Source organism: Terricaulis silvestris, assembly GCF_009792355.1.
Taxonomy (GTDB): domain Bacteria; phylum Pseudomonadota; class Alphaproteobacteria; order Caulobacterales; family Aquidulcibacteraceae; genus Vitreimonas; species Vitreimonas silvestris.
Genome location: NZ_CP047045.1, coordinates 3,649,928 through 3,673,598, shown reverse-complemented (window position 1 = coordinate 3,673,598; position 23,671 = coordinate 3,649,928). Strand labels below are relative to the sequence as shown.

The 23,671-nt window shown below is 63.4% G+C and carries 28 protein-coding genes; 15 read left to right on the top strand and 13 right to left on the bottom strand.

Annotation, left to right across the window (positions count from 1 at the left end):
• Together DSM104635_RS18800 and DSM104635_RS18795 are read left to right on the top strand one after the other, a co-directional pair.
• Positions 1-621, top strand: coding sequence for a hypothetical protein (locus tag DSM104635_RS18800; protein WP_158767716.1), 621 nt, complete (start codon positions 1-3; stop codon positions 619-621).
• A 79-nt stretch (positions 622-700) separates the two neighbouring features.
• Complete coding sequence (locus tag DSM104635_RS18795) at positions 701-1,243, top strand: hypothetical protein (RefSeq protein WP_158767715.1); 543 nt, start codon at positions 701-703, stop codon at positions 1,241-1,243.
• A 13-nt stretch (positions 1,244-1,256) separates the two neighbouring features.
• Here DSM104635_RS18795 and DSM104635_RS18790 read toward each other — a convergent pair whose 3' ends face one another.
• A complete protein-coding gene (locus DSM104635_RS18790; protein WP_158767713.1) occupies positions 1,257-1,841 on the bottom strand; it encodes a TMEM175 family protein in 585 nt (194 codons plus the stop codon).
• Positions 1,842-1,924: 83 nt separating this feature from the next.
• On the opposite strand from DSM104635_RS18790, the gene DSM104635_RS18785 reads away from it, so the two are divergent.
• Complete coding sequence (locus DSM104635_RS18785; protein WP_158767712.1) at positions 1,925-2,299, top strand: VOC family protein; 375 nt, start codon at positions 1,925-1,927, stop codon at positions 2,297-2,299.
• Here DSM104635_RS18785 and DSM104635_RS18780 read toward each other — a convergent pair.
• The 3 genes from DSM104635_RS18780 to DSM104635_RS18770 are packed head-to-tail and all read right to left on the bottom strand — an operon-like array spanning position 2,296 to position 4,738.
• Positions 2,296-2,883, bottom strand: coding sequence for a hypothetical protein (locus DSM104635_RS18780; protein ID WP_158767710.1), 588 nt, complete (start codon positions 2,881-2,883; stop codon positions 2,296-2,298). The genes DSM104635_RS18785 and DSM104635_RS18780 overlap by 4 nt on opposite strands.
• Entirely contained in the window at positions 2,880-4,055 is a 1,176-nt protein-coding gene (locus DSM104635_RS18775; protein ID WP_158767708.1) for a M48 family metallopeptidase, read from the bottom strand. Before DSM104635_RS18775 ends, DSM104635_RS18780 begins: the two co-directional genes overlap by 4 nt.
• The gene (locus DSM104635_RS18770; protein ID WP_158767706.1) at positions 4,052-4,738 is read right to left on the bottom strand and encodes a hypothetical protein; all 687 of its coding nucleotides are present in this window, start codon (positions 4,736-4,738) and stop codon (positions 4,052-4,054) included. Before DSM104635_RS18770 ends, DSM104635_RS18775 begins: the two co-directional genes overlap by 4 nt.
• A gap of 127 nt (positions 4,739-4,865) precedes the next feature.
• On the opposite strand from DSM104635_RS18770, the gene sucD reads away from it, so the two are divergent.
• The 5 genes from sucD to odhB all read left to right on the top strand — a co-directional run bounded on the left by sucD (position 4,866) and on the right by odhB (position 11,360).
• Positions 4,866-5,750: a succinate--CoA ligase subunit alpha gene (sucD, locus tag DSM104635_RS18765; protein WP_158767704.1), complete on the top strand. Its 885-nt coding sequence runs from the start codon at positions 4,866-4,868 to the stop codon at positions 5,748-5,750.
• Positions 5,751-5,752: 2 nt separating this feature from the next.
• On the top strand, positions 5,753-6,595 hold the full coding sequence (locus DSM104635_RS18760) for a hypothetical protein (protein ID WP_158767703.1): 843 nt from the start codon (positions 5,753-5,755) through the stop codon (positions 6,593-6,595).
• Between the two features lie 155 nt (positions 6,596-6,750).
• Positions 6,751-9,723, top strand: a complete 2,973-nt coding sequence (locus DSM104635_RS18755) for a 2-oxoglutarate dehydrogenase E1 component (protein ID WP_158767702.1) — start codon at positions 6,751-6,753, stop codon at positions 9,721-9,723.
• Positions 9,720-10,127 (top strand): GFA family protein, encoded by a 408-nt coding sequence (locus tag DSM104635_RS18750; protein ID WP_158767701.1) that lies wholly within the window; start codon positions 9,720-9,722, stop codon positions 10,125-10,127. Before DSM104635_RS18755 ends, DSM104635_RS18750 begins: the two co-directional genes overlap by 4 nt.
• Positions 10,128-10,133: 6 nt before the next feature.
• Positions 10,134-11,360 carry a 2-oxoglutarate dehydrogenase complex dihydrolipoyllysine-residue succinyltransferase gene (gene odhB, locus DSM104635_RS18745; protein WP_158767700.1) on the top strand — a complete coding sequence of 409 codons (1,227 nt, stop codon included), beginning with the start codon at positions 10,134-10,136 and terminating at the stop codon, positions 11,358-11,360.
• Between the two features lie 156 nt (positions 11,361-11,516).
• On the opposite strand, the gene DSM104635_RS18740 is transcribed toward odhB, so the two are convergent.
• Positions 11,517-11,738 carry a hypothetical protein gene (locus DSM104635_RS18740; protein WP_158767699.1) on the bottom strand — a complete coding sequence of 74 codons (222 nt, stop codon included), beginning with the start codon at positions 11,736-11,738 and terminating at the stop codon, positions 11,517-11,519.
• 95 nt (positions 11,739-11,833) lie between these two features.
• Between DSM104635_RS18740 and DSM104635_RS18735 the strand changes: the two genes are divergently transcribed.
• The gene (locus tag DSM104635_RS18735; RefSeq protein ID WP_158767698.1) at positions 11,834-12,454 is read left to right on the top strand and encodes a CPBP family intramembrane glutamic endopeptidase; all 621 of its coding nucleotides are present in this window, start codon (positions 11,834-11,836) and stop codon (positions 12,452-12,454) included.
• Here the strand turns inward: DSM104635_RS18735 and DSM104635_RS18730 are convergent.
• Complete coding sequence (locus DSM104635_RS18730; protein ID WP_158767697.1) at positions 12,451-12,792, bottom strand: hypothetical protein; 342 nt, start codon at positions 12,790-12,792, stop codon at positions 12,451-12,453. The two genes, DSM104635_RS18735 and DSM104635_RS18730, sit on opposite strands and share 4 nt — an antisense overlap.
• A 141-nt stretch (positions 12,793-12,933) precedes the next feature.
• On the opposite strand from DSM104635_RS18730, the gene DSM104635_RS18725 reads away from it, so the two are divergent.
• The 5 genes from DSM104635_RS18725 (at position 12,934) to DSM104635_RS18705 (ending at position 17,375) form a co-directional block, all read left to right on the top strand.
• Complete coding sequence (locus DSM104635_RS18725) at positions 12,934-13,449, top strand: hypothetical protein (RefSeq protein ID WP_158767696.1); 516 nt, start codon at positions 12,934-12,936, stop codon at positions 13,447-13,449.
• A 3-nt stretch (positions 13,450-13,452) separates the two neighbouring features.
• On the top strand, positions 13,453-14,868 hold the full coding sequence (locus DSM104635_RS18720) for an apolipoprotein N-acyltransferase (RefSeq protein WP_158767694.1): 1,416 nt from the start codon (positions 13,453-13,455) through the stop codon (positions 14,866-14,868).
• 71 nt (positions 14,869-14,939) lie between these two features.
• Positions 14,940-16,340: a dihydrolipoyl dehydrogenase gene (lpdA, locus tag DSM104635_RS18715; protein ID WP_158767692.1), complete on the top strand. Its 1,401-nt coding sequence runs from the start codon at positions 14,940-14,942 to the stop codon at positions 16,338-16,340.
• Complete coding sequence (locus DSM104635_RS18710; protein WP_158767691.1) at positions 16,337-16,747, top strand: hypothetical protein; 411 nt, start codon at positions 16,337-16,339, stop codon at positions 16,745-16,747. Before lpdA ends, DSM104635_RS18710 begins: the two co-directional genes overlap by 4 nt.
• 97 nt (positions 16,748-16,844) lie before the next feature.
• A complete protein-coding gene (locus DSM104635_RS18705; protein ID WP_158767689.1) occupies positions 16,845-17,375 on the top strand; it encodes a GNAT family N-acetyltransferase in 531 nt (176 codons plus the stop codon).
• 18 nt (positions 17,376-17,393) lie between these two features.
• Here DSM104635_RS18705 and DSM104635_RS18700 read toward each other — a convergent pair whose 3' ends face one another.
• Together DSM104635_RS18700 and DSM104635_RS18695 are read right to left on the bottom strand one after the other, a co-directional pair.
• Complete coding sequence (locus DSM104635_RS18700; RefSeq protein ID WP_158767687.1) at positions 17,394-17,723, bottom strand: hypothetical protein; 330 nt, start codon at positions 17,721-17,723, stop codon at positions 17,394-17,396.
• Positions 17,724-17,881: 158 nt separating this feature from the next.
• Positions 17,882-18,928, bottom strand: coding sequence for an OmpA family protein (locus DSM104635_RS18695; protein ID WP_158767686.1), 1,047 nt, complete (start codon positions 18,926-18,928; stop codon positions 17,882-17,884).
• Positions 18,929-19,345: 417 nt separating this feature from the next.
• Between DSM104635_RS18695 and DSM104635_RS18690 the strand changes: the two genes are divergently transcribed.
• Positions 19,346-19,840 (top strand): hypothetical protein, encoded by a 495-nt coding sequence (locus DSM104635_RS18690; protein ID WP_158767684.1) that lies wholly within the window; start codon positions 19,346-19,348, stop codon positions 19,838-19,840.
• 74 nt (positions 19,841-19,914) lie between these two features.
• On the opposite strand, the gene DSM104635_RS18685 is transcribed toward DSM104635_RS18690, so the two are convergent.
• The 5 genes from DSM104635_RS18685 to DSM104635_RS18665 all read right to left on the bottom strand — a co-directional run bounded on the left by DSM104635_RS18685 (position 19,915) and on the right by DSM104635_RS18665 (position 23,662).
• Complete coding sequence (locus tag DSM104635_RS18685; RefSeq protein WP_158767683.1) at positions 19,915-20,217, bottom strand: winged helix-turn-helix domain-containing protein; 303 nt, start codon at positions 20,215-20,217, stop codon at positions 19,915-19,917.
• Positions 20,218-20,224: 7 nt separating this feature from the next.
• The gene (locus DSM104635_RS18680) at positions 20,225-20,842 is read right to left on the bottom strand and encodes a hypothetical protein (protein ID WP_158767681.1); all 618 of its coding nucleotides are present in this window, start codon (positions 20,840-20,842) and stop codon (positions 20,225-20,227) included.
• A gap of 498 nt (positions 20,843-21,340) precedes the next feature.
• Entirely contained in the window at positions 21,341-21,565 is a 225-nt protein-coding gene (locus tag DSM104635_RS19805) for a hypothetical protein (protein ID WP_187448156.1), read from the bottom strand.
• A gap of 220 nt (positions 21,566-21,785) precedes the next feature.
• Entirely contained in the window at positions 21,786-22,700 is a 915-nt protein-coding gene (locus tag DSM104635_RS18670; protein ID WP_158768155.1) for a tyrosine recombinase XerC, read from the bottom strand.
• A gap of 35 nt (positions 22,701-22,735) precedes the next feature.
• On the bottom strand, positions 22,736-23,662 hold the full coding sequence (locus DSM104635_RS18665) for a DUF4274 domain-containing protein (protein ID WP_158767679.1): 927 nt from the start codon (positions 23,660-23,662) through the stop codon (positions 22,736-22,738).
• Positions 23,663-23,671 lie beyond the last annotated feature (9 nt).

Below are 23,671 nucleotides of genomic sequence, written 5' to 3'. Positions count from 1 at the left end.
ATGCGAACCGCGCTGCGCAGGCTGTCGAGCTTTGCTCCTGCGGTGCTATTTGCGGTCGCGTGCGTCCCGGGGAATGCGCTCGCTCAAACGTCGCGCGACATGATCCCGATAGGGATGGAGTTTTGCCTCATCGCCGCCGAGAGTCCGGAGCGGGCCGCTCCGTTCGCGCTCGCTAGTGGCTTGGTGCCCGGACAGAACACAGCCGAGACGATGTCTTTCTCGCCACCTGGTGAGAATGAACAACCCATAATGATGGCTCGGGTCTATCGGCATGAGGATGGGTTCGCTTTGGAATGTGGATTCGCAGTGCGCGCAGTCGGGGATGTGGCGGACGAAGAGATCGCGGCCTTGGCCTCACGATTCGACTTGACGTACTCCCGCGGGGATGGGGGCACCTATGCTTTCTTGCGCCAGACGACAAATTTGATAGTTCTGGCTTACGCAGGCCCAACGGACGGCTTTCCCTGCCCTGACGAAGGTCTTGAGATCGCGCCTGAGGTTCTAAGCGAGCACCCCGGCGCTATGGATGCGATTATGGAGATCTGCGGCAAGCGCGGTTTTCGAATTACGGTGCAAAGCGCTTACTCGCAGACCGCCGCCAACGCCGGCGAACTGGAGTAGGAAGCACCATGATCGGATACGTCGGCGCCGACGATCTCCCGCGCGCCGCGCGCACATCGTGGCGGCTGTGAAGGGTAGCGTGCTTCAGGCCGCGGACAACGAGCTTCAGGCCACCGTCGTCTTCGACGCGTTTTGTGAGCTGTGTTTTGAAACCGAGGCCGACATCGACTTGGTGGAAGTCGCGGCGTTGCGCGGCGGCTTTGAGCGCTTCGACTTCAAAGTCCCGTCACGGCGCGATGTTATCAAGCTCAAGCGTCAGGCGGCGTTTCGCAATCCCGGCTTCTTCCTGACGGCCGACCATTCGGTCGCGCATGAACGGAAGACTCCGATAGCGGCCGTGAATACAGCGAGTCTCTTGGCCAAACCGGTGGATTTCGACGCAGTGCGAGCGCTTATGGTGGCCCGGTTCGGCGAGCCAAATCGACACGACCTCGCTGGCGTCGGAATATCGTTTGCGTCGATCGCCGGTTCGGCCGATCGATCCGCGACCTATTACGATGCGAACGCGCGCCACGAAGCAGGCGAGGGCGATCTCGTCGTGATCAATTTGAACGACATCCGCACCAAAGTTCACGTGCCATCGGACGCGATCGCGATGAACTACACGCGGTGGATACGCTAGCAGCGGCGCCCCGCTAACCCCCCGCCACAACCCGCTCGATCCTTCGATCCGGCACCAGCCAGATCAGCGCCACCAGCACGTACAGCGCCCACGCCACCACCGGTGCAAAGAACGCCGCCACAATCCCCGCCGCGTAAACCAGCGGCGAAAGCTTGCCCTTCCAGTCGCCACCCGCCTTGATCGCGCGCGCAAGTACGCTGTCGGGCCCGTCGGCGCGCACGATCAGCGTTTGCAGGATGACGTACGCGAACGCCGGCAAGATCAGCGAGACGCCATAGATCGCCGTCGGCCACACGGCGCCTTCGGTTTCGCCGAGCCACGCCGTCGTGAACGGCACCAGCGACAAGCAGAACAGCAACCCCATGTTTGCCCACAAAATCGCGCCGTTCACGGCCTTCGCGGCGTAGAGCATGTGGTGGTGATTGTTCCAGTAGATCGCGATGTAGATGAACGAGAGCACATAGCTCAGAAACGTCGGCGCCAGTTGGCGCAGGGCTTCTAAGGTCGCCTCATGCGGCGGGCGCAGCTCCAGCACCATGATCGTGATGATGATGGCGATGACGCCATCGCTGAACGCCAGCAGCCGGTCTTTTTCCATTTTCGCTTCGCTCCGCGCGGGTCTAAACCATGCCCGCCCCGCTTAGCACAATGAGGCGAGGGCCAAGCAAGAGGGGAGACGCCATGATCGGCTACGTCACACTGGGCACCAACGATCTTCAGCGCGCGGCGAAATTCTATGACGCTATCTGCGGCGAGCTCGGCGTCGGGCGTATGTTCGACATGGACACCTTCATCGCCTGGGGCAAACCCGGCGGCGGCGCGGGCATCGGCCTCACCAAGCCCTTTGACGGCAACACAGCAACCGTGGGCAATGGCGTGATGGTGGCGCTCGAGTGCAAGGATGCGGCCCAAGTCGACCGCATCTACAGTCTGGCGATCTCAATGGGCGCCAAATGTGAAGGCGAAGCTGGCCCGCGGCCGGGCCTGCCTGGCTTTTACGCCGGCTATTTCCGCGATCCCGACGGCAACAAGCTCAACGCCTTCATCATGGGTTAAGCCGTCGCCGGTGTAGCCCCCGCAAAGATCGTCTCGATTTCTGGCAGCATCGCGCCGTAATAGTGCTCACTCGGCGCGAGGAAGAGCAGCATGTGCAGCCGGTCGTTCGCGCGCGCGACCAGCGACGTGCCGGAAATGTTCAAACCCTCCGCCGTTTGAGCGCTGACATCGAAACGTACGCCGGGTTGGCCTGCGAACGTCTGCGGCCGCAATGCGCTCGCCGCTGGCGATTGATACTCGACCGCCACGCAATCGACGACGAACTCAACCAACTCGCTGTCGCTCATGTCGGTGCGGAACGTCGGCCGCGGCGTATCGCGATCGCGCGGACGCAACAGCGATTCACCCGGCATCAACGACGCCAAATAAAGCCGGTTCAGCAGCGGTCCATCGATAGAGAGCATGCGCAAATTGCGCGGCCGGTTCGCCAGCATGAACGTGATGTCCGACCATTCTCGCGGCAGCGTGATGTTGAACGTGCCGACATTGGTGTACGCGCCAGAGCGCAATCCGCCCGAGCTCGCGCATCCCGCCGCGACCGCGCCGCCAAGCGCCGCCGCCAACAATCCACGCCGTGTCGTCATTGCGCTCCCCCCGAAATCTGCGCGACGCGCGCTTCCACCAAAGCGCGGTCTTCCGCGTTCGGCGCGCGCTCCAGATATGTTGCAAACAGTTGCGCCGCTTCCGCGTTGTTGCCATCGCGCGCCGCCATTTCACCTAGCTCGCGCCAAGCCGCCGCAGGCGCATCAGGTTGCGCGATCGCCGCCAGATAATGCGTCTTTGCCCGATCGCGATCGCCGTTGCCGCGGCGAATGCGGTTCACTTCACCGCGATAATATTCAACCACACCCAGATCCTCGCCGTGCGCCGCGAGCCGATCCAGAATCTGCATCGTCTGTCCGAAATCACGCCGCCGCAGCTCCGCACGTAGCCACGGATCGAGATGCGGCCGGATCGCCGCGCGATAGCGCTCACGGAACGTCTCGCCGCCGGCGCCACGCTGTGTCGCGCGCGCCTGCAACGCTTGCACGCGCTCGGTGGAAACCGGGTGCGTTGCGAAGATGCTGCCACGTGTCTCGCGCCGGCGCACATCTGGATTGTCCGACGCGCGCGTCTCCGCAATGAGGCTCGTCCAGATCGCGGCGCCCGCGCCGACATCGTAGCCGGCAGCCGCGGTGTGATCGAAGCCGGCCATGTCCGCTTCGGTTTCCTTCTCGCGCGAATAGCCGAACACGCTGGCCAACGTGCCAAGATAAATCAGATCGCCGGCATACCCCGCGCCCGCCGCCGATGCGCCCACGGAGAGGATCATCGCCGCCGTCGCGCGTCCGCGCACCGTGCGCATCATCTCGATCGAGTGTTGCTCGGCGTAGTGCGTGGTCTCGTGGCCCAATACGAACGCCAATTGCGCTTCGTCATCCGCGCGCAGCAACAAACCGGACCACACTTCCATGTAGCCGTTTGGCGCCATCGACGCGTTGAAGAACGGCCGGTTCATCACGTAAACGCGCACGTCGCCGCAATAACGCGCCGCCACCCGGCACGCGACGCCGCGCACGTATTCGTTCAGCGCCGGATCGCGCTCGATCTGCCCAGACGCCCGCGCCTGCGCTTCGGCGCGGTCAGACATGCCCCAAAGCCCGCCTTCATCGGTGTTTTCAAGCGGCCGTTGTCGCGACGGGGCAGGGACGTCTTGCGCTGCGGCTGGCGCCGCAAGCGCCAGCGCCAAGCATGCCGCAATAAGCGCGCGTCTCATAGCGGCGCGTCGTTGAGCAGCGTAGTCACGAAGCTCGCCGCGCCGCCCGGATCGCGCATGTCTTGGTTCGGCGACGCTTGCGCCACGTTGAACCAGATCACGTTCCCAGTACGCAGATCGACCAGCGACGCGAAACCCTGCTGCCCACCCAGAGGCACGCCGATGCCAAGGATCGCCATGCCCACCATAGCCGCGACGCGCCCAGAACTCGCGTACGAACCGCGCGCGGTCACGAACAGCGCGTAGTCGGCGTTGTAGGTCGTCGCCAATTCCTGCACGCCGTCGCCAAGCGTCCATTCGAAATTGCCGCGCCGCGTCGGCAGGTTGGCGCCGCCATAGTTCACAGCAAGGATCGAAGTGCCCACTGCGTCGTGCAGCCGGATGATCTGGCCGACACGACCTTCCATCGCCGTGGTCGGATCGAGCGTGCTGCCGGTATGGCCTTCGTGCTGAATTTGTGCCGCCAGCGCCCGCGCCAGGCCATCACGCGCCGAACGCGACCAATCTTCGCGCGGTTCCTGCAAACCTGCCGCCGTCAGCACGCCGAGCTGCACATCCGGCGTCATCACCACGATGCGCGAGCCCGCGGGCGGCGCCGTGAACTGGCCGGTGAAGGTTTGAGGCCGGGACGATGCACAAGCCGTAAGCAGCACTGCCGCCGCCAGCGCGATCCAGATCTTCATCCACCCCTCCCGTTTTCGCCGACCTTATCGTCGCGTCGGCCATCCGACTAGGGCGCGTCAGCTTGGGATTTGCAGGCGCGGTCCCCAGGGGTTATGCCCGCACCGACATTCTCGGGGGCCGCAAGCTTTGTCCATTCTCGTCAACGCCGCGACGCGCGTCATTTGCCAGGGCTTCACCGGCAAGAACGGCACGTTCCACTCCGAGCAAGCCATCGCCTACGGCACCAAGATGACCGGCGGCGTCAGCCCGGGGAAGGGCGGCCAAACCCATCTCGGCCTACCGGTCTTCAACACCGTCGCTGAAGCCAAGGAACGCGCCGGCGCCGACGCGACGGTGATCTACGTGCCGCCGCCGCACGCCGCCGCCGCAATCGACGAAGCCATCGACGCCGAAATCCCGTTCATCGTCTGCATCACCGAAGGCATTCCGGTGCTCGACATGGTGCGCGTGAAGGCAAAGCTGGCGACGTCGAACTCGATCCTGCTCGGCCCGAACTGCCCCGGCATCCTCACGCCGAACGAGTGCAAGATCGGCATCATGCCCGGCCAGATCTTCAAGAAGGGCAGTGTCGGCGTCGTCTCGCGCTCCGGCACGCTGACCTACGAAGCCGTGTTCCAAACCACCAACGAGGACCTCGGCCAATCGACAGCCGTCGGCATCGGCGGAGACCCCGTGAAGGGCATGGAATTTATCGACGTGCTCGAGCGCTTCCTCGCCGACGATGAAACCAAGTCCATCGTCATGATCGGCGAAATCGGCGGCGCCGCCGAAGAAGACGCCGCGCAATTCCTGGCCGACGAAAAGAAAAAGGGTCGCTGGAAACCCGTCGTCGGTTTCATCGCCGGCAGCACAGCGCCGCCCGGCCGCCGCATGGGCCACGCCGGCGCGATCATTTCGGGCGGCAAAGGCGACGCGCCGTCGAAAATCGCCGCACTGGAAGCCGCCGGCATCAAGGTAGCGCCGCACCCGGCCGCGCTGGGCCGGACGATGAGCGAGCTGTTGAAGGGTTGAAGATGCGCGCTCCGCTCGTTGCAGTGTTCGCCTTGATCGCGTCGGCAGACGACGCGTCCGCGCAAATCGATCCGCTCAACTGGTGTCCCGAGGGGCCAAGCATCCAAGTCGCTTCATCAGGCGATCGCGTGGAGCAAGCGTTCCGCGTTAGGCGAACAACGCTGGCGTCGGACGGCTCGTTCTATCCGACGGCAAATGTCGCGACCCTCGAACTGCAACCACTCGCTCCTCGCCCCGTCCAATTGCCTCGCCCTGACCTCGGCCTGCGCGATGGGGCGTTGCTAACGCCGCTGTGGGTGGTCCGCACCGATGCCGATGTGTTTGGCGTTGGCGCGCCTGTCTACTGCGCCACCACTGGGCCGTCGTCGCAGCACTACAGCCCGGCGGTCTGCTTGGGCGACGTGGATCCGACTACGCAAACGGCGCGAACAGCGTTCCACGCGCGGATCGCTGATCCCTATGACCGCCGGCCGTTCATGTGGGGACAACAAGAACAACGTCGGCGCGGCGCAGCTGCTCTTGGTCGCAACCAAGATTGGGGCATCCTTGGTGCTGAGGGGAGCGCCCAACCTGCCTTCACACGAACCCTTAGATTGGGAGCAATCCACTTGCTGCGTTCAGCGGAGGTACCGGCCTGGAACCGTCCGGCTTTCAACTCCATCAACGTCGAATTTGCCCTTGAGGGCTACGAGGCGTTCTTTCGCCGCGTGAATGAACCGCTCCGTATCGAAGACGGCTGGTTGGTGGTGACAGACGTTTCGATTTCCGGGGCAGTGGCTATTGAGCGGATGACTGATGGGCAATGGCAGGCCTTTCAGCGTTCCCGCTGCCCCGCCGCGGGATAAACTGCACTCTCGTTGGCGGCCGCTGAGTAAACCAGCACCCTTCCGCCTTCGCAGCCCTTCAATCCTTTACCGACGCACTTTAGAAGGGGCGCCGTCTGACGGTGCGCCCTATATTTTTCATGGGTTCGACCGGTTTTCCGAGAGGTCAGCGTTCCATGGCGGATGACGCCCGCAGCTTGCCCAATACAGCGATGCTCGAAACGAGCTTCCTTTACGGCGCCAACGCGACGTTCATTGAGGAAATGGCGGCGCGCTACGCCCGTGATCCGAACTCGGTCGACGCCTCCTGGCGCGCCTTCTTCGACCAAGTGCGCGACGATCCCGAAGCCGTAGCCGCTGCTGTACGCGGCCCGAGCTGGTATCGCGCCGAACTGGCGCAACCGAAGACCACTGAAACGACGGCGCTGATGGATGGCGGCTGGGCCGGCCTCGCCGCCAAGCTCGAACAACGCGTCGCCGCGCGCTTGCCTGGCGCCTCAACGCAAGACGTGCAGCAAGCCGCGCGCGATAGCGTGCGCGCGCTGATGATGATCCGCGCCTATCGCACACGCGGTCACCTCGCCGCCAATCTCGACCCGCTCGGCATGGAGGTGCGCCCACCGGCGCCCGAACTCGATCCCGGCAATCACGGCTTCGGCCCGAACGATCTCGATCGCCCCATCTTCATCGACGGCGTGCTCGGCCTGCAAACCGCGACCATCAACGAGATGCTTGCGATCCTGAAGCGCACCTACTGCGAGACCGTCGGCGTCGAGTTCATGCACATCTCCGATCCGACGGAGAAAAGCTGGCTGCAAGAGCGCATCGAAGGTCCGGACAAAGCCATCACCTTCACGCCCGAAGGCAAGCGCTCGATCCTGAAGAAGCTGATCGAAGGCGAGAGCTTCGAGAAGTTCGTGCACAAGCGCCACCCCGGCACCAAACGCTTCGGCCTCGACGGCGGCGAAGCCATGATCCCGGCGCTCGAACAGATCATCAAACGCGGCGGCGCGCTCGGCGTGGAAGAGATCATCCTCGGCATGGCCCACCGCGGCCGCTTGAACGTGCTCGCCGCCGTGATGGGCAAGCCGTACCAAGCCATCTTCCACGAATTCCAAGGCGGCTCCGCCACGCCCGACGACGTGCTGGGCTCCGGTGACGTGAAGTATCACCTCGGCGCCTCGTCCGACCGCAGCTTCGATGGCAATGACGTCCATCTCTCGCTCACCGCTAATCCATCGCACCTCGAAATCGTGAACCCCGTCGTGCTGGGCAAAGCGCGCGCCAAACAAGCGCTCGCCGCGACGTGGACGGAAGAGGGCGCGGCGCTGCACGACCTGCGCGCGCGCGTAATGCCGCTGCTGATCCATGGCGACGCGGCGTTCGCGGGGCAGGGCGTCGTCGCCGAATGCTTCGCGCTCTCGGGCCTGCGCGGCTACAAGACCGGCGGCACGATGCACTTCATCATCAACAACCAGATCGGCTTCACCACCGCGCCGCACTATTCGCGCTCATCGCCGTACCCATCCGACGTCGCGCTGATGGTGCAAGCGCCGATCTTCCATGTGAACGGCGACGACCCGGAAGCCGTGGTCTACGCCGCGAAGGTGTCGACCGAGTATCGCCAATTGTTCGGCAAAGACGTCGTCATCGACATGTTCTGCTATCGCCGCTTCGGCCACAACGAAGGCGATGACCCGACCATGACGCAGCCAATCATGTATCGCCGCGTGAAGGATCAGCCGACCACGCTCACGATCTATAGCGAGCGCTTGCTCAAAGAGGGCGTCGTCACGCAGGCCGAAATGGACGAGTGGCAAAACGACTTCAATGCCTTCCTCGATCGCGAATTCGACGCTGGCAAGGAATATCGCGTCAACAAAGCCGATTGGCTCGACGGCGTCTGGTCCGGCTTCTCGCTGCCGGAAGACGACGATCGCCGTGGCAAGACCGAAGCGTCCATCTCCAAGCTCCGCGACATCGGCCGCCGCATCACCGACATTCCCGCCGCGTTCGAGATGCACAAGACAGTGCAGCGCGTCGTGGAGGCGCGCCGCAAGGCGATCGATGACGGCCAAGGCATCGATTGGTCGCTGGCGGAGCATCTCGCCTTCGGCACGTTGCTCGACGAAGGCTTCAACGTCCGCCTGTCAGGCCAAGATTCCTGTCGCGGCACGTTCAGCCAGCGTCACGCGCATTTCATCGATCAACAAACCGAAGCGCGCTATACGCCGCTGAACAACATCCGCTCTGGCCAAGCCCACTACGAAGTCATCGACTCGTTGCTCAGCGAAGAAGCGGTGCTCGGTTTCGAATACGGCTACACGCTCGCCGATCCGAAAACGCTGACGCTCTGGGAAGCGCAGTTCGGCGACTTCGTGAACGGCGCTCAAGTCGTGATCGATCAGTTCATCTCGTCCGGCGAGCGCAAGTGGCTGCGCATGTCCGGGCTCGTGATGCTGTTGCCGCACGGCTACGAAGGGCAGGGCCCGGAGCACAGCTCCGCGCGCCTCGAACGCTTCCTGCAGCAATGCGCCGAAGACAACATGCAGGTCGTCAACTGCACCACGCCCGCGAACTACTTCCACGCACTGCGCCGCCAGCTGCATCGCGATTTCCGCAAGCCGCTCGTCGTGTTCACGCCGAAATCGCTGCTCCGGCACAAGAAGGCCGTCTCCGATCTCGCCGACATGGCCGAAGGCACCTCGTTCCACCGCGTGCTCTGGGACGACGCCCAGCTCAACAACGGCCACACAGCGATCAAGCTCAAAGGCGACAGCGAAATCCGCCGCGTCGTGCTCTGCTCGGGCAAAGTCTATTTCGATCTGCTCGACGAACGCGAAAAGCGCGGCCTCGACGACATCTACCTGCTGCGCATCGAGCAACTCTATCCGTGGCCGATGAAGTCGCTGATGCACGAACTGGCGCGCTTCCCGAACGCCGAATTGGTCTGGTGCCAGGAAGAACCGAAGAACATGGGCGGCTACACCTTCGCCGAACCGTGGCTCGAACTCACGCTGGAGAAAATGAGCATCAAGGCCAAGCGCGGTCGCTACGCCGGCCGCCCCGCCAGCGCGTCCACGGCCGCGGGTCAGATGTCGAAGCACCTAAAGCAACTCGAAGCGCTGCTCGAAAGCGCGCTCGGTTGAGCAAAGTCAGCGCCTCCTGCCATTGCGGCGCGGTCCGCTTCGAGGTCGAGCAGCCTACGCAAGTGCTCGACTGCAATTGCTCGCATTGCCGGCTCTACGGATCGCTCATTGCCTACTACCCGCAGCGCGACGTGCATTTCGCCAGCCCGCCTGACACCTTCATCTATATGTGGGGCGATCGCGAGCTAGAGTTTCACCATTGCCGCACCTGCGGATGCGCGACACACACCACGCTCGTCGGAACCGTTGACGCCGAGAAGATCGGCGTCAACGCCCGCCTGATCCGCGGCCTCGATCCCAAGCGCGTGCGGCTTGTTCAGAAAAACAACGGCAATGACGGGATATTCTGGACTCACACCGAGTCACCCGTCCTCCCCAGTCATGATGCGCCACCAAGCGAGTGAATTGAGATGACCGATATTGTTGTGCCGACCCTCGGCGAAAGCGTCAGCGAAGCCACTGTCGCCAAGTGGATGAAGAAGGCCGGCGACACAGTGCGCAAGGACGAGACGCTGGTTGAACTCGAGACCGATAAAGTCTCGGTCGAAGTCTCAGCGCCGGAGGCCGGCGTGCTGAGCGAAATCGTCGCCGCCGAAGGCGCCACCGTCAACATCGGCGCCATTCTCGGCCGCATGGGCGGGGCAGGGGCGCAACCGGCGAAAGCCGAAGCCGCGCCTGCGCCAAAAGCCGAAGCGCCGAAACCTCCACTCGCCGCGCCGCCAGCGCCGCAACCTGCTGCAGCCGTAACCGCCGCCAAGCAAGCGCCGCCATCGGTGCAGCGCATCGCCGCCGAAGGCGGCGTTGAAGTCTCCGGCGTCACCGGCTCCGGCAAAGACGGCCGCGTCACCAAGGCCGACGCGCTCTCCATCATCGAAAACCGCGGCGCGCAATCTCAAACGCCCGCGCCGCATCCGCCGCTGCAAGCGCGCGTCGTCTCCGATCGCGAAGAGCGCGTGCCGATGACGCGCTTGCGCAAAACGATCGCGCGCCGTTTGAAGGAAGCGCAAAACACCGCCGCGATGCTGACCACGTTCAATGAGGCCGACATGTCGGCCATCATGGCGGCGCGCAACAAATACAAAGACAGCTTCGAGAAGAAGCACGGCGTGAAGCTTGGCTTCATGTCCTTTTTCGTGAAGGCGTGCATCGCCGGCTTGAAGGAAATCCCGAACGTCAACGCCGAGATCGACGGCGACGACATCATCTACAAGAATTTCTACGATATCGGCATCGCCGTCGGCACCGATCGCGGCCTGGTCGTGCCGGTGGTGCGCGACGCCGATCACAAATCCATGGCCGAGATCGAAAAGGAAATTGGCGAACTCGGCCTCAAGGCCCGCGATGGCCATCTGAAGCTCGAAGATCTGCAAGGCGCCACGTTCACGATCAGCAATGGCGGCGTCTATGGTTCGCTAATGTCCACGCCGATCCTGAACGCGCCGCAGTCCGGCATTCTCGGCATGCACAAAATCCAGGACCGCCCGATCGTAATCGACAAGCAAGTCGTCGTGCGCCCGATGATGTATCTCGCCATGAGCTACGATCACCGCATCGTCGACGGCAAGGAAGCCGTCACCTTCCTGGTTCGCGTGAAGGAAGGCTTGGAAGATCCGGAACGGATGTTGCTCGACCTGTAGGTCTCCACCCATTCCCGGGGCACGGCGAAGCCGTGAGCCCGGGACCCATAAACACGGACCAATCCACAATAAGCGCGACGCGAGTCGCGTTTCATTTTTGAACGACCCGTGTTTATGGGTCCCGGACTTGCGCTACGCGCAATCCGGGAATGGGTGTCAGAGAGCGGCGCTCAGTTCTCGGTGCGAGTAAGTATTTTCGCGCGACGCCGAGCGGCGGCGGTAGATCGCCTCCAGTGCACGGTCTTCCGCATCAAGATCATCTTGGCGCGCCGCTTCCGTGGCGTTGGCCTTTTGCAGATCAGCCGCGAGACGCTTGAAGTAGGCGCCGGCAGGAACCAGGCCGGTTTCTTCGGAATTGCGAAGCTTCGTGATCTGCATGGCGACCTCCAAGTGCGCCCACCCGATCTAACAACGGGTGTTAACCGCTTGTTGTTCGTGTTTCGCAGGCGGATCATTGTGGATAAACTACCGCGATGCTGCAGGAAGCCATCAACGCCGCGCTGCAAGTCGCGGTCTTCACGCTCATCCCGCTGATCGTGTGGGCGATCTTCGCGCGCAAGCAGGAGAGTTTCCCCCGCTACTTCGGCCTCATCGCACCGACGTCCAAGGCAATGCTGTGGACACTCGGCGTCGCCGTCATTCTCATCCCCGCATCGCTCGCCGTTTTCATGCTGCCAGCCCTCCGCGACATGGCGGCCGGTTCAAACACGGTCGCCGGTCACATCCGCGAGCAGGGGATGAGCGCCGACGTCGTCGGCCAGATCCTGATCGTCGCGCTGTTCAAGACCGCGCTCTCCGAAGAGATTCTGTTTCGCGGCTTCATCGCCAAGCGCCTGATCCGCTGGCTGGGCTTCGGCGCCGGCAACACGCTTCACGCCATTCTGTTCGGCGCCGTGCACCTGCTCATCTTTGTGATACCCGGCGGACCCAAGTTCGATCCAGCGCTAGCGCTCGCCATCGGCGGTCTTCCTGCCACCGGCGGATGGATCATGGCCTGGCTCAATGAGCGCGTCGGCAACGGCTCGATCGCGCCGAGCTGGTTCCTGCACGCGCTGACCAACGCAATCGCGTACCCGCTGCTTGCCTTCGGTTAAGCCTTCTTGGTTTCCTTGTGCAGCACCGTCAGCGCGAGGCCCGCGAGCGCGACTGCAAACAGCGCCGCACCAGCGGTGTCGAACGTTGCGCCATCGGCGCGAGCAGCGCTCAACGGCACCGCCAACACACCGGCGGCCAAGCCCCACGCGCCGCCGAGCAACCGCAACCCGCCCGACATCTTCCGCAGCGTGCGAAATCCGCCGACCAGCAGCAGCGCGGCGGTCAGCACGTAGAGCCACCAGCTCACGCCCGTCGCGAACTGGAAATACGCGTTCACCCCAAACATCGCGCCCATTAGCAGCGCGCTGACCGCACTCACCGTCCCGAACCAAGTCATGCATTCCCTCCGCTGGCGCGCCGGCGCCCCGATCTTCGCCTTTGAATCCAAACCGCTTTCGCTTCGCCACTGGCGGCGTGCAAGGTCCAAGTATAACTTAGCACAAGGCCTGCTCGGGGGAGCGGCTGGGAGGGGACACCCATGACGTTCATTCTGCGCTGGCCGGCCATTCTGGCGCTGTTGGCCCTGGTGCTGCTCACCTTCGCCGGCGCGCTCGCCGCGGCGGGCGCGATCACGGGCTTTGAAGCCCCTGGCGTCGGCGTCGATCAGGTCGATAGCCAAGTCGCACAAGCGCAAGTCGCCGCCGCCAACTCGGGAGCCGCCACCGCGAACTGGATCGAAGTCGGCTTGCTCGCGGGCGCCGGGCTCTTCTTCCTGATCTGCGCGATCCGCTTGATGCGCCGCACCCAAGGCTTCTGGACCTGGCTCATCGGCTTTGCGCTCTTCGGCGGCCGCTGGGCGTGGACCCAAAGCGACGGCCTCGCCACCATCCAAAGCATCGATCCCAAAGCCTACTTGCAGCCGCAAGTGATCGCTTCCGACCTCACCACCACCGAAGCGCAAGTCGGCATCCTCGCCATCGTGCTGATCCTCGGCCTCATCATCTGGATCGTCGACGCCGCCGACCGCTCCTACTGGGACAAGCAAGGCGCGTAGCACGTGCTGACGCTCGGGCGCATCGTCGCCGCGTTGTTGTCAGGCGCGCTGCTCGCGCAATCGTACGGCTTGCACCCGTTCTGGCCGCTCGCCTGGATCGCGCCGATCCCGCTGCTGATCGCCGTCATGGGCGCGACACGCTTGGGCGCATTTCTCTACGGCGCGCTCGCGGGCGCGCTTTCGACGGCGCTGATGGCGTCGTACTTCCTCGATCTCGGCGGCCTCGCGCCGACAGCGATCATCACGCTCATGAAAGCGCTGATCTGGGGCGCCATTGCGTTCGCCGTGCGCGGCGGCGCACGGCATCTGCCGTCCTGGGCGGCCGTGCTTGTGTTTCCGACACTGATGGCGGGCGTCGAGGCCTTGATCGCCGCCACATCGCCGCACGGCTCGGCCGGCTCGCTCGCCTACAGCCAGATAGATTTCCTCCCGGCGATCCAAGTCGCCTCCCTCGGCGGCGCGCCTGCGATTGTGTTTGTGCTCAGCGCCTTTGCTTCGGCGGTTGCTTTTCTGACTGGGAAGAGGGCGATCGCTGCCGCGGCGCCGGTCGTGATCGTCGCGGCGGCGATCGGATTTGGTTTCACGCGTCATTTGATCGATGCGAGAGACGAGCCGCTCCTCGAAGCGCGCGAGATCGGAATCGCGCTGCTTGCCGGCGACGATCTCGCGTTCGACGCCGCCGATTGGCGGCCTACTTGGGAAGGGTACGTCAACGAAGTGAGCCGCGCCGCAGATGATGGCGCGCGCATCATCGTGCTCCCGGAGAAGATCGTCACGTTGGGCGAAGGTCAGGCGCAGTCAGCGTTGGATGATCTGGCCGCGATCGCGCGTCAGCACCACGCGACGATCGTGGTCGGCGCCGTCGAGCGGCAAGGCGATGTCAGCTTCAACCGCGCCTACTTCGTCACCGCCGAAGGCGTCCGCACCTACGATAAGCATCACATGATCCCGGGCCTCGAATCCGAGTTTACGCCCGGAACCGCGACTTTGTTCACCGATGTGGACGGGCTGCGCGCCGGCGTTGTCATTTGCAAGGATATGGACTTCCCAGCGCTCTCCCGCCGCTACGGCGAGCAAGGCGCCGACTTGTTATTGGTTCCGGCCTGGGATTTCGGCGTCGATGGCTGGCTACATTCGCGCATGGCGGTGCTGCGTGGCGTCGAGAGCGGTTTCACGCTGATCCGCAGCGCCCGCGAAGGCGTGATGACGATCAGCGATCCCTATGGCCAAGTTCTAGCCGAGGCGCCTAGCGGCAGCGACATAGCCTCATTGACAGATCGCAGTATCATCCAACCCCGCCACGTTCCCACGCTCTACACCCGCATCGGCGACGCCTTCGGCTGGTTCTGCGCCGCGCTCGCGCTTGTCCTCATCGGTTGGACCATCCTCGCTCGCAGACGCGCAGGGCAGGGCGCCTAGATCGCGCATTGATCCGACCGGGTTCGGCGCCTAGGTTCGCGCCAAATTCAACGCGCGTTCCCGGAGCATTCATGAGCTACGATCTCGTCATCATCGGCGGCGGCCCCGGCGGCTACAATTGCGCCATCCGCGCCGGCCAACTCGGGCTCAAAACCGCGATCATCGAATCCCGCGGCAAGCTCGGCGGCACCTGCCTCAACGTCGGCTGCATCCCATCGAAAGCGCTCTTACACGCCAGCGAATACTACGAAGCCGCGACCAAGGTGTTCCCGTCGATGGGCGTGAAGATCACCGGGCTGTCGCTCGATCTGCCGCAAATGCTGAAGCAGAAGGAGGACGCCGTCGAAGGCCTCACCAAGGGCGTTGAGTTCCTGATGCGTAAGCACAAGGTCGATTACGTCAAAGGCTTCGGCGCCATCGCCGGCGCCGGCAGAGTTGAAGTGACCGGCCCGGACGGCGCCAAGCAAACCCTCGAAACCAAAAACATCGTCATCGCCACCGGCAGCGTGCCGACGCCGCTTCCCGGCATCGACATCGACGAAGAGCGCATCGTCAGCTCCACCGGCGCGCTCTCGCTCGCACAAGTGCCGGGCAAACTCATCGTCGTCGGCGCCGGCGTCATCGGCCTTGAACTCGGCAGCGTCTGGCGCCGCCTCGGCGCCGAAGTCACCGTCGTCGAATTCCTCGACAAGATCACGCCGACGGTCGATGCCGAAATCTCAACCGCCTTCCAGCGCACGCTGAAGAAGCAAGGCGTGAAGTTCGAGCTTAGCCACAAGGTCACCGGCGTCGAGAAACTGCGCCAAGGTCTGCAAGTCACCATCGAGCCGAGCAAAGGCGGCGGCGCTCGCACGCTCGACGCCGACGTCGTCCTCGTCGCCATCGGCCGCAAACCGTTCACCGATGGACTCGGCCTCGAGACCGTCGGGATCAAGACCGATCCGCGCGGCTTCATCCCGCACGACGGCCATCTCAAAACGACGGCGGAAGGCATCTACGTCATCGGCGATTGCACCACCGGGCCGATGCTGGCGCACAAGTCCGAAGAGGAGGGCATCGCCGCGGCGCAAATCATCGCGGGCCAGTGGGGCCACGTGAACTACGACATCATCCCGAACGTCATCTACACCGACCCCGAGATCGCCACCGTCGGGCGCTCGGAAGAAGAACTGAAAGCCGCGGGCGTCGACTACAAGGTCGGCAAATTCCCGTTCATGGCCAACTCGCGCGCGCGCACCAATCACGAAACCGACGGCATGGTGAAAGTGCTGGAGGAAGTCGCGACCAAGAAGGTGGTCGGCGTGCACATGGTCGGCTCAGGCGTCGGCGAGATGATCGGTGAAGTTTGTGTCGCCATGGAATTCGGCGCCTCCGCCGAAGACATCGCCCGCACCTGCCACGCCCATCCCACCATGTCCGAAGCCATCAAGGAAGCCGCTAAAGGCGTCGATGGCTGGACCATGCAGGCGTGAGCGCCGTCGATCACGAGACGCAGATGCGTCTGTTGCTGACGTTGGCGACAGAGTTTCCGGAATCCATACAAGGCTTCACGGTGACCTGGAGCAACGAGCATGGGAACGCTGGGGTCTATACCCACGGCGGTGGGGCACGAGTGTTTCTCAATGCCGCGGAGCAGGATGTGGCGAAACTTGATGACGCCCGCGATTTGCTGCGCAGAATTTTCGCCGACGAGATCGTAGCAGTGACCGCCTATCAGCAGGGTCATGTCGTATACACGCGGCTTGCGCCTGCCAGCGATCCGGCGGCGACGCTACCGACGCCCAACGCATGGACAGTCGTTACCGGGCACCGCTATGTGCCGGACATCGACGACCTCGTTATCGTGACTTGGTCCGGTGGCGTTCAGGACAAGGGCTGAGCCGCTTCATCCTCCTGTGAAAATTGCGGAATGCTCACTTTCCGCGCCGCGCAATCTGCGTTCTCCTCGTCATCCACAGCGAGGGAGGGACGGGACTTTGCTGACACTCACCGCGGAGCGCATCGCGCTCCTGGCGCTCGATCGTGACTTGGCCGCGCTGCAAGCCAGCCATCGCTCCGCGTTCTTCAACGCCATCGCGGTGACGCACGAACCGAACTGGCCGCCCGCGCCGTTCGAGCAGCCCGGCCTCGAATGGGCCGTCACCGCGCTCGAGAAGGATCCCGAAGGGCAGGGCTGGTACGGCTGGGCCATCGTCGCCAGCGAAGGCGAGCGCACGCCGCCGCGCCTCGTCGGCCTCGCCGCCTTGATCGGCCGCCCCGACGAATTCACCGGCGATGTCGAACTCGCCTTTGGCTTGTTGCCGGAATTCCAAGGCCGCGGCTTCGGCGGCGAAACCATCCGCGCGCTCGCGGCCTGGGCCTTCGCCAACGGCGCCCAACGCGTCATCGCCCACCTCGACGCCGAAGATGCCCAAGCCGCCCACACGCTCGCTCGCCAAGGCTTCGCCGACACCAATGAGCCGCCGTATCCGGGTGTCTCGCGCTGGGCCTTGAGCGCCGCGGCTTAAGGCAGCGCGCGTCGACTGCTACGCGCCCGTCTCATCAACCACGATGGTCACGGGTCTCCCGCGAGACATCGGGTTCCAACCCTCGGCGATGGCGGACGCGATTGCCCTCACAATGAGAGGCTTGGGTATTTGCGCCGGCTTCAGTGGCGGCGCGCCAAACTTGGGCGGCGGCCCAGACGGAAACTCCAGCACGACTTCGCGCTGTCCATCCTTGTGACGCACCGCGATCGCCTTGCCGCGCCACTCATTGGAATCAGTGGACCATTGGGGAAGCCGTTGGAGGCGCCAAACATAAGTCTCGCCACCCACGTCGATCTCAAACTCAGGGCTTTGCTTGGTGCGCGCCATGCGAGGGCATTAGCCCGGCACGCGCTGATAATCCATCCTGCTCCAGGCGCGACGAAGGGCAGTGCGCTTAGAGGCGCTCACCGAGCGGCGAGCGACACGAAAAATAAAGGCGGCGGACTTTCGTCCACCGCCCTCACTCATTCACGCATCAGCTCTGATCAGCGGAAGCTGATCGTCACCGCCGTACGGCGGTTGAGCGGTTCACGCACGCCATCGGCGGTAGCGCGGGCGAGCGCGCTTTCGCCGCGCGCCTCAGTGCGAATTGCGCCTGCGGCGAAGCCACGCGAAACCATCGCGTCGCGCACGACAAAAGCGCGGCGCTCGGAGAGGGCTTCGTTGTACGCGGGCGAGCCCGACGTATCGGTGTGGCCGACAACGATGGCGCCAGAAACGTTGCACTGGCGCGCGCGGTTGACTGCGGCGTCGATGGTTTCAAGCGCGGCTTGGTTCAAGTTCGAACGATCCCACTCGAAGTACACGACAAACTCAGAAGCCGGGCAGATTGAAGCTTGCGGCGTCGTTGGCATTGGCGCAGGCGCGGGCGGCGGCGTTGGCGCAACCGGAGCCGGCGCAGCGGCCGGAGAGCCCAAGCTGTAGCGGATGCCGAGCGTCACGGCTTGGTGGGTGTAATCTTCCTCGAATTCCGTGAACGGCGGGATGACGCCTGCTTCGTATTCCGCGTCAGGGATCTGGAAGTAGCGATAGGCGAGGTCGGCGCTCCAGTGGTCGGAGAACTGCCAGTTAATGCCGGCGATGCCTTGATAGGCCAAGTTCGTGCTATCGGCCTCGTAGCTGCCGATGAACACTTGTCCGTCGAACTCGAACTTCGCGGCGCCAACGCCGACGCCGACATACGGTTGCCAACGTCCGGCGCGGTTGAAGTCGTAATAGAGATTGCCCATCAGCGCGGTGACTTGCGCGTCGCCAGATGCCGGGAACGGAATTGCGTTGTCGTCGAGTTCGTTGTCGCGGTACGAAAGTTCGCCTTCGGCGCGGAAGCCGTTGGCGAATCCATATCCGGCGCCAATGCTGTACATCGCGGCGTCGTCGAAATCCGCGTCGTCAAAGCTCGGATCGCCGAATTCGCCGTCGACGGTCACGCCCACATCGCCGCGAACATACCAATCTTCAGCGGCCGCGACGCCGGCGCCACCGGTTATGCCGGCGAGCAGCGCTGAAATTGCTAGAGTTGATTTTAGGTTCATCGTGATTTCCCGTGTTAAAAAAGTGAACTCCCGAGAAACATGAAGAGCGATCCTGGTGAATATCCTACCAAGCAACGCGAGAAGCGGTCGTTTGACCCGACGCTGTTGCAAAACTACCGCGAGGGAACCCCCGCAGTAGCATGCTACGCGTTGCGGCGATCAGCTGAACTCACACTGCCAGCAACAAACGGAATGCGGGGATAGAGGCGCCCTCTATCCAACACTTAGCTCTCGTCCTCCCTCCGTTAGGGGAGGTGTCGCGTGCGGTGCACGCGACGGAGGGGAGGGCGCAAATGCTTGCAAACAAAGGCGCTGCCCCCTCAGTCATCGATCGCGATGACAGCTCCCCCTATCGGGTGAGCACGAAGGGCGAGAAATCAATCCGACCGGCTTCACACCACGCGCACACTCGCGCCCATGCGTTTCAACGCCCCACCTATCTCCGAGCATCGCCTCCAGCGCACCCAGCGCTGGATGTTGCTATGGCTGAAATGGTTTGCGGCGTTCCTCCACGAAGCGCGCGCCATCGCGCCATTCTCCGATCAAGCGACGGTTATCGCGCATCAATGGCTGAACCGCATCGAGCGGCTGCTCGTCAGCATCGTCATGCTCCGCGCCGCGCCACACGTGCGCTTCATCAACCCACCCAAACATTCAGCCCGCCGTCGCATCGAAACGCATAGGCGGCGCGCCATCATCGGCTCAGCCATTCGCCGCGCGCTACGCTCGAAGGATTTGCAAAAGCGCATCGCCGCACTCTCGCAAAACGTCGAAACGCTGGTCGCGCGCTTGCTGCAGCGCCTGCCGCGCGGCCTTACGCGCCGGCGTTCTTATCGCACGCGCCCAGAAATGCGGCCGATCGCAGACGTGGAAGCCTTTGCTGACGCTGCGCCTCTCGCCGACACCTCGTGACGCCTCACACGTTCGCACAAAAAAGGAGCGCGGGTCTTCAGACCCGCAACGCCAGCGCACCGCGCGTTCGGCGCTTATTCGGCTGCGCTAATCAGCGCCTGAATGCGCGAGAGATATCCGATCCACGCCTCACGCCCATCCTTGGTGAGATGCACCAACGTCAGCGGCTTCTTGCCTTCGAACTTCTTCTCGATCCGCACATAGCCCGCTTCTTCAAGCTTGCTCAAATGCGTCGAGAGATTGCCGTCGGTGGCGTTGACCTTGCCTTTCAGTTCCACGAACGGAGCAGGGGAGACGGTCGAGAGATACGCCATCACGCCAAGCCGCAGCCGTCCGTGAATCACATCGTCAATCTCGGTGTGGTCGAACTTGGACAAGGCGCCCTCACACAACCTTGGAGGGTTCAGCGCGCATCATGATGACGCCCGGCACCAGCAGCACCAGGAACGCGCCCACGGCGCCCATCACGTATGCCCACGGTTCGCCCAGGAAGAGCCACATCGTCGCGCTCAGCGACCACGACAGCCACGCAAAGATACGCAGCCACATATGACCGCTCAACGTCGCCGTCGAATAGAGCGCCACGCCATAGAGGCCGAAGCCCGCCGCCATGATGCCGTAGGTGCCGATATAGTCGTCATAGGCGATGCCCCGCGCCAGCGCGCCCACGACAACGAACAGGATCGCCAACGACACCGCCTGCCACACCGTCCGGTCAGCGCGGTTCGAGATCGAAGAGCTGCCAGGCAAATCCTTGGTGCGGCCACGCAGGATGAAGACGCCGAGGCCGGCGCAAACGCCGAACGCCATCCAGATCGCGCCGGCCCATTGTTGCTCCACTTGCCCCATGAGCATGGCTCCGTGAGCGCCGTAGGCGATCGTGAGCAACACGCCGAACAAGACCAGGTAAGACCCGCCAATCAGCGGCGCCCGCCGGCCCTCCTCGGCCAGGGTCCGCGCATAACTCAGGTCCTGCAGCAATTCCTCGCGTGTCACGGTCATTCTCCAACTCCAAGAGCAACTTTGAATTACAAAGTACTCTCTGATCGACCGTCTGTCAACAAGGTTTCGGCTCTACTCCTTGATGGGCTTCTTCCTGAACGCTTTGCGGCCAGTATGGCGGGCGACGTCGTGAGCCTTGGCCTGCTTCCCAGCTTGCTCAATCACCTCGCGAACCGCGCGTGGGGCGTCAGGCTCCTCCGTGACCGCGGTAGCGCGACCGACGACTTTTCCTTTGCGGCGGATCGAAGAGGAGACGCGAATAGTCATTTGAACAGCAGAGCTTGGGCCGCGCGTGGACGGCGATCAAGATCGGGTGTGAGAGAAGCGGGCCGAACCTAAGTCAGCGTTTGAGACGGGACAATCTGCGGCGTTCGATGCGGGAGCGGGGGCTTCTTATGACCGGCGAACGCATGAGATCCTTTTGGTGATCGTGGTCCCGATTGAGCAGTGTCTAGAACGGCGAAGGGGGACGCCGAAGCATCCCCCCTGCCAATGCGATTACATCGCGACGGGCGGCGCAACGACCTTCTTGGTCTTGCGAGCCATCTTCTTGCGCTTCGCCGGCTTGCGGGCGGTCTTCGCCTTCTTCGCGACCTTCGTCTTGCGAGCGGTCTTCTTGGCGGTCTTGCGCTTCGCGGCCTTGCGGACGGTCTTCTTCGGGGCGGCCTTGCGAGCCTTCGTCTTCTTGGCGGTCTTGCGCGCCTTCTTTACCTTCTTAGCCATTTTCGTTTCCTCATCTTTACAAGTGTGGTCGGTTGGTTGGACGGGAGTTGTTTGACTCTCCGAGTATTTTTCTCGCTCAATTTGGTTTGCAAGATGTTGACGCAAGTACTCGCGCGCATTTTTCTGCGTGCTTGCGTTTTTGTCTTCGCGAGCATTGTGCGAAATCGCTACGCGCCTTGAAAACAAAGGCGCGTAAGCGTGTGCATGCGCGCGAAAATCGTCACGCGCGCGGATGTGCGCGGCGATACGACTGCAAAATTTTTTGCGTTTCGACGCTCGTGTAGGCCTGAGTCGTCGAAAGCGACTCGTGTCCGAGCAGATCTTGGATCGCTCTCAAGTCGCCGCCGTTCGCGAGCAAATGCGTTGCGAACGAGTGCCGCAAAGCGTGTGGAGTCGCACTTGAAGGCAATCCCAAACGTCCGCGCAGCGTCTCCATCAACGCTTGAGCCATGCGCGGAGACATAGCGCCGCCGCGAGCCGCGCGAAAAAGCGGTGCGTCTTCGGTCAGCGCAAATGGGCAAAGCTCGGCATATCGCTCAACCGCTTGCCGCGCTGCAGCAAGCAACGGCACCAGCCGCTCTTTGCCGCCTTTGCCGACCACACGCAGCATCTCCGGCAACGGCCGATCGCCGCCATCAAGCGCCAGCGCCTCCGAAATCCGCAAACCCGCCGCATAGAGCAAAGTCACCAGCGCCGCATCCCGCGCGCCGATCCATTCTTCGCCGGCCGCCGTTTGTGCTTCGCTGATCAGATCGCGCGCCGCTGCTTCGGAAACTGGCCGCGGCAAAGGCCGCTTCAGTTTCGGACCACGCACCAACGAAAGCCGTGCATTGGTCACGCTGTGACGGCGTTCGAGATAACGGTAGAAGCTACGAATGGCCGCCAAAGCGCGCGAGATCGAACGATCTCCCAGCGCATCCGGCCCTTGCCGTCGAAACGCCAGATACGCCCGCAGATCGCGCGGCTCCAACTCAGCCAGCGCTTGCGCATCAGGTTCGCCGCCCAAATGGCTCTGCAGGAAATCGAGAAACGCCGATACGTCGCGCTCATACGCTTCAGTGGAATTGGCCGCAAAGCGCCGCTCATCGCGCAAATGCGCGATCCAGTGCGAGAGTAGGGCGGAAGCGGCGGTCATCATCGGCATTCAGCCATGACCGCGTTTAGATCGTGTTAGCGAGTTCGCGGCGCGCCGTGGGTCAGCCAGTGCTCATACTGATAGTGCAGCCGCCCATCCGTAATCGCATATTTCGGCTGATGAGCGCGCACGCCCTCCCAGTCGAGCAGGCCTTCCGGTATCCGCCATGGACTCTCACCGGTCGTCCGCGCCGTCTCCAGCTCCGCCTCGTATTGAGCCCGCTTGCGCATCGAGAGCCCAAGCGTCAGCTCCGCTATCGGGTAGAATCCGTTCTCAACCCGCGCCGCCAGCGTGCGGACGAAGCCGGCGTGCTTTCGCTCGTGCGGCCCGGCGATCTGCGTAGCGAAGCGTCCACATTTACCGGCGGCGAGCGCCACAACCGCCGTCGCCCGGTCGCAATCCCGGCGCGCTGTGATCCAGTCCAGCTCGGCCGTGCCGTGATCCCAAGTCCAGTTCAGCACGATCTCGTGCCAATCGTCTGGGCTCATTTGCTTGATCAGATCGAGCCGCGTCGCACCCTCCAGATCGAGCGGCGCCGCGAGACATTCGCGCCAGCGGCTGAAGTGCTTCCGTCGCGCCGCTTCGGCAGTTGCCGTCGGCAGCAGCTCCGCGATGATCTGCTCTCTCGCCTCGATCAGAGCCTTGCGGAACGCCGGCTCCTTGCGCCAGACGTCAACAGCGTCTTCGAACGCCTCGTAGCGCTCGAAGCAACTCGCATACGCCGCGCGCATACGTTGCAGGCCTGAGGCGTCCGTCTTTTGTCCGACGATCTGATCGACCAGCGACCGGAAATAGCGATGCTGCGGCGGGACCGGTTCGTCGGGAAACGCGTCGTCATACTGATGGTAAAGCGCGCGCAACGTCGCCGCCGAAACGCCGTTCGGCGCGAAGGTCGTGAACAGCCCGTCGTGTGCGCGGCTGGGCAGCGGCTGGGTCAGCCGCGAGAGGAGGGACGCGAACATGGCGCCCCA

What these genes read in the sequence shown, in the direction of transcription:
- DSM104635_RS18800 (WP_158767716.1), top strand. Translation starts at nt 1, where the DNA reads ATGCGAACCGCGCTGCGCAGGCTGTCGAGCTTTGCTCCTGCGGTGCTA.
- DSM104635_RS18790 (WP_158767713.1), bottom strand. Translation starts at nt 1,841, where the DNA reads ATGGAAAAAGACCGGCTGCTGGCGTTCAGCGATGGCGTCATCGCCATC.
- DSM104635_RS18785 (WP_158767712.1), top strand. Translation starts at nt 1,925, where the DNA reads ATGATCGGCTACGTCACACTGGGCACCAACGATCTTCAGCGCGCGGCG.
- DSM104635_RS18780 (WP_158767710.1), bottom strand. Translation starts at nt 2,883, where the DNA reads ATGACGACACGGCGTGGATTGTTGGCGGCGGCGCTTGGCGGCGCGGTC.
- DSM104635_RS18775 (WP_158767708.1), bottom strand. Translation starts at nt 4,055, where the DNA reads ATGAGACGCGCGCTTATTGCGGCATGCTTGGCGCTGGCGCTTGCGGCG.
- DSM104635_RS18770 (WP_158767706.1), bottom strand. Translation starts at nt 4,738, where the DNA reads ATGAAGATCTGGATCGCGCTGGCGGCGGCAGTGCTGCTTACGGCTTGT.
- DSM104635_RS18760 (WP_158767703.1), top strand. Translation starts at nt 5,753, where the DNA reads ATGCGCGCTCCGCTCGTTGCAGTGTTCGCCTTGATCGCGTCGGCAGAC.
- DSM104635_RS18755 (WP_158767702.1), top strand. Translation starts at nt 6,751, where the DNA reads ATGGCGGATGACGCCCGCAGCTTGCCCAATACAGCGATGCTCGAAACG.
- odhB (WP_158767700.1), top strand. Translation starts at nt 10,134, where the DNA reads ATGACCGATATTGTTGTGCCGACCCTCGGCGAAAGCGTCAGCGAAGCC.
- DSM104635_RS18740 (WP_158767699.1), bottom strand. Translation starts at nt 11,738, where the DNA reads ATGCAGATCACGAAGCTTCGCAATTCCGAAGAAACCGGCCTGGTTCCT.
- DSM104635_RS18735 (WP_158767698.1), top strand. Translation starts at nt 11,834, where the DNA reads ATGCTGCAGGAAGCCATCAACGCCGCGCTGCAAGTCGCGGTCTTCACG.
- DSM104635_RS18730 (WP_158767697.1), bottom strand. Translation starts at nt 12,792, where the DNA reads ATGACTTGGTTCGGGACGGTGAGTGCGGTCAGCGCGCTGCTAATGGGC.
- DSM104635_RS18725 (WP_158767696.1), top strand. Translation starts at nt 12,934, where the DNA reads ATGACGTTCATTCTGCGCTGGCCGGCCATTCTGGCGCTGTTGGCCCTG.
- lpdA (WP_158767692.1), top strand. Translation starts at nt 14,940, where the DNA reads ATGAGCTACGATCTCGTCATCATCGGCGGCGGCCCCGGCGGCTACAAT.
- DSM104635_RS18700 (WP_158767687.1), bottom strand. Translation starts at nt 17,723, where the DNA reads ATGGCGCGCACCAAGCAAAGCCCTGAGTTTGAGATCGACGTGGGTGGC.
- DSM104635_RS18695 (WP_158767686.1), bottom strand. Translation starts at nt 18,928, where the DNA reads ATGAACCTAAAATCAACTCTAGCAATTTCAGCGCTGCTCGCCGGCATA.
- DSM104635_RS18690 (WP_158767684.1), top strand. Translation starts at nt 19,346, where the DNA reads ATGCGTTTCAACGCCCCACCTATCTCCGAGCATCGCCTCCAGCGCACC.
- DSM104635_RS18680 (WP_158767681.1), bottom strand. Translation starts at nt 20,842, where the DNA reads ATGACCGTGACACGCGAGGAATTGCTGCAGGACCTGAGTTATGCGCGG.
- DSM104635_RS19805 (WP_187448156.1), bottom strand. Translation starts at nt 21,565, where the DNA reads ATGGCTAAGAAGGTAAAGAAGGCGCGCAAGACCGCCAAGAAGACGAAG.
- DSM104635_RS18670 (WP_158768155.1), bottom strand. Translation starts at nt 22,700, where the DNA reads ATGACCGCCGCTTCCGCCCTACTCTCGCACTGGATCGCGCATTTGCGC.
- DSM104635_RS18665 (WP_158767679.1), bottom strand. Translation starts at nt 23,662, where the DNA reads ATGTTCGCGTCCCTCCTCTCGCGGCTGACCCAGCCGCTGCCCAGCCGC.